A 3,141-nucleotide genomic window follows, 5' to 3' on the forward strand; every position below is an offset into this window, starting at 1 on the left:
GCGAGGCCTCGTCCTGGCTAGCTCCTCATCAAGGCACATAATCACATTCTCAAATATCTGGGCTGCAAGCGCCATCCCCAAATCAAAGCACTTCTGCTCAAGGGTCTTGAAATCGCGGGCGCCATCCAATATACTTAAAATTGCCTCAAGGCTGGTTGTTGAACCGGTGCTTGCTGGCATAGAGACCTCAACCTCCGTCGAGGGAAGTTCGAGGTCTCTATATTTCTCCATCAAGACCCCGGTTTCCTGCCCCATTAAATTTTACACGAACGTAAAGACTTCCCTGTAGTTTTCCGCCTCTCCAACTGGTAGAATGAACGCCAGTGGAGAGGAGAGATATATCGTGCCGATGCCTCATATTAAGGTGAAGAGTATGCATGGGTTTACCGTCAAGGAACTCGCCAAGATCATAGAAAAGTCCCAAAGTCCATATACTCGTCGGATCCTCTCGGCGGTTGTGATGACCGCCAATGAAGTTCCATCTGAGGTTATCACAAAAACTCTCGGTTGCAGCCATGCCACCGTCTGTAGATACGTCCATCTATGGAACGAACATGGCCTCGAAGGGGCACGTGACCACCGGGGCGGTAGTGTTGGGCGCCTTGCTGATGAGATGCTCAAGGATATCGACGATGCTGTAAGGCACCGGAGCCCCAAAGACCATGGCTACTAGCAGAACAGATGGACCTGCAAGATCCTTGGGCGCTATATCCGGGATACCTACGGGGTGAGTTATTCTGGAGAATGGATACGCAAGATTCTCCATAAGCTCGGTCACACCTACAAACGGGGCGCCAGAAAGCCTACCAAGGCGAGTAATGAGGTACAGGTTGCCTTCAAAAAAATATCAGATCTGATGGAAGACCTTGCTGGGAGAGATAATGCCTGCCTTGTCGCTCTTGATGAGACGGGTATACGGCTTGAGGGCCAACTTCTATAGCTGGGGGCCAAAAGGTATGCCATGTGAGATAGAGTCCAACGGGAGGCATAAGGGGTTGAATATCATAGGGGTTACGGAGATACTTGGTGACTATAAGTTCTACTATAGCTCCCGGCCCTCCCGCGAGGGTATCAAGGCCTGTCATGTGGGTAGCTTCCTTGACAAGCTTATAGCCCATTACCCAGGCAAGGAGGTCTACATTATCTGGGATAACTTGAAGTTGACCCGGTTTCGTAGACACTCCAGGGCTATGCAACGGACTGTTTAGACTCATTACGAGTTCGCTGTGTGATGGCCCATCTCCTCTCGTAGTCGAGGGGACTTAAGTATCCGAGGGTCGAGTGACGACGCCTGCGGTTATGGAAGCCCTCGATGTATTCGAATATGGCCGAGGTTAACTCCTGGCGACTAGACCAGGTATATCGGTCAAGTAGTTCTGTTTCGAGCGTGGCAAAGAAGCTCTCAGCCACCGCGTTATCTAAGGCATCACCGACCGTACCCATTGAGCCGAGGATACCTGCCTCTTTGAGAGTGCGACCGAATGCTATGGCAGTATACTGTGCCCCGTGATCGGAGTGGTGGATTACCCCAGGGTCGGGTCTACGGTTCCATACGTCCATATTCACCGCATCGACCGCCAGATCCGCAACCGGGCGGTCTCCCATTGACCAACCTATGATCATCCGCGAAAATGCATCTATTACGACTGCTAGATATAGCTTGCCTTCGCCTGTAGTCTGTTCTGTCATATCAGCCACCCACAGACGGTTGGGAGCCTCAGGTGTAAACTGCCTCTTCACAAGGTCCATCGAGGGTTCCTGAGCCGGATTGCGGTGTGTCATACCCCGGGGCCTGCGACGATGGACGCCTACGAGGCCTGCCTTATGCATCAGGCGTGCCACCCGTTTTCTCGAGCAGGGGATCCCCATCCCCATGCTAAGCTCCGCATGGATCCTCGGGGCTCCGTAAGTACCCCGGCTATCCTTGTGAATCCGTATGATGTGTTCTAGAAGCTCAGCGCCTTGCCGTGCGCGACCCGACGGGCCCCTAGCACGCCACGCATAGTAGCCGCTGATGGAGACATCCAGTACCCGGCATAGTATGGTCACATTGTGACAGGCCTTCTCACGCCCGACGAACCGGAACGCAGCTACCGGTTCCGGCCGGTCTCCTTGGCAAAGAAGGCAGCGGCTTTTTTAGGATTTCACGCTCCTCGCGTAGAATCCGGTTCTCCCGCCTGAGACGGCTGAGCTCTCCCGTTCGGCAGTTGTTAGTCCTTCACGCTCTCCAGCATCAATCTGAGCCTGTCTTGTCCATCTGCGGAGTGATTCTACTGACACCCCTAGGTCGCTCACGATCTGCGCCATGGGTTTCCCCATCCTCGCGTACCAGGCGTACTGCCTCTTCTCTGAACTGTGGTGGATATGGTGGCTTCGTCTGTGGCATATGGACATCCCTTCTCCAGTTCACTTTACAAGCTTCCAGGTGTCCACGAAAACGGGGTAGGCCCAAAAGACCGTAGAACAACACTGGCGAGAGGAAGATTGCAGGGAATTCCGTAAAAGTATGAAAGACGTCACTGCCCGGGCCAGGCGCAGGGCGCGCCAGGAGGCCCGGGCGTGGTTAGGCAGACTGTATGGGGCCTATGATGTATTGGGTATGCAAACCACTTTGGGCTGGGACGGTAGTGAGCGACGCTGATAGATGGATTCTGGGGCCGACATCAACCGAATGAGATTCCATTCGTCACGGTTTCCATTTTCCAGCATACAACATCAGGCGCTGAGGTGTTAGCGGCATCTGAGGAGGTGTTAGCGGCATCTGAGTCGCTAGCCTCAGCTTGCCCGATCAGAAAAGAGATGCGTTAAAGCCCGAATGCCAACCTTGAGCCCATGAGTTGAACTCAGCATTAAAGTCTAGGAAAGCACCTCCCTTAATTGCTTTTCTAATGGCATCTTTACGTCTCTTGCTGATCTTTTTCGCATCCCGGAGAAGTCTATGTAGCCCATACTTTTTCCAATAGGTCTTCTCTGTTGAAGAAAGAATGCCATCCAGTGTCTCGGGAGTCACAAAGGTGAAGCCTCCAAACGGATCACTACCACATGTGCTGCCAGAAAGCCAGTCTCTGAGGTCTGGCTTCTGTCGACCGTAGAAGTGTTCCCCGATTTCAAACCTGATATAATGGCTATTCTTGAGGCCAT

Annotated in this window: 5 protein-coding genes and 1 pseudogene; 3 read left to right on the plus strand and 3 right to left on the minus strand. The window is 52.9% G+C overall.

Features of this window, described 5'->3' with window-relative positions:
* The coding region (locus HPY71_15645) for a hypothetical protein (GenBank protein ID NPV54921.1) at positions 1–231 on the minus strand (231 nt) is incomplete at its 3' end.
* Positions 232–313: 82 nt separating this feature from the next.
* On the opposite strand from HPY71_15645, the gene HPY71_15650 reads away from it, so the two are divergent.
* The 3 genes from HPY71_15650 to HPY71_15660 are packed head-to-tail and all read left to right on the plus strand — an operon-like array spanning position 314 to position 1,208.
* Positions 314–673 carry a helix-turn-helix domain-containing protein gene (locus HPY71_15650; GenBank protein NPV54922.1) on the plus strand — a complete coding sequence of 120 codons (360 nt, stop codon included), beginning with the start codon at positions 314–316 and terminating at the stop codon, positions 671–673.
* Positions 674–694: 21 nt separating this feature from the next.
* Positions 695–940: a winged helix-turn-helix domain-containing protein gene (locus HPY71_15655; protein ID NPV54923.1), complete on the plus strand. Its 246-nt coding sequence runs from the start codon at positions 695–697 to the stop codon at positions 938–940.
* 16 nt (positions 941–956) lie between these two features.
* Positions 957–1,208 (plus strand): hypothetical protein, encoded by a 252-nt coding sequence (locus HPY71_15660; protein ID NPV54924.1) that lies wholly within the window; start codon positions 957–959, stop codon positions 1,206–1,208.
* On the opposite strand, the pseudogene HPY71_15665 reads toward HPY71_15660, so the two are convergent.
* Positions 1,189–2,386: pseudogene (locus HPY71_15665) on the minus strand (IS3 family transposase). The gene HPY71_15660 and the pseudogene HPY71_15665 sit on opposite strands and share 20 nt — an antisense overlap.
* A gap of 402 nt (positions 2,387–2,788) precedes the next feature.
* Positions 2,789–3,010, minus strand: coding sequence for a hypothetical protein (locus HPY71_15670; GenBank protein ID NPV54925.1), 222 nt, complete (start codon positions 3,008–3,010; stop codon positions 2,789–2,791).
* Positions 3,011–3,141: the final 131 nt, after the last annotated feature.

It is taken from the genome of Bacillota bacterium, assembly GCA_013178125.1.
GTDB lineage: Bacteria > Bacillota > SHA-98 > Ch115 > JABLXJ01 > JABLXL01.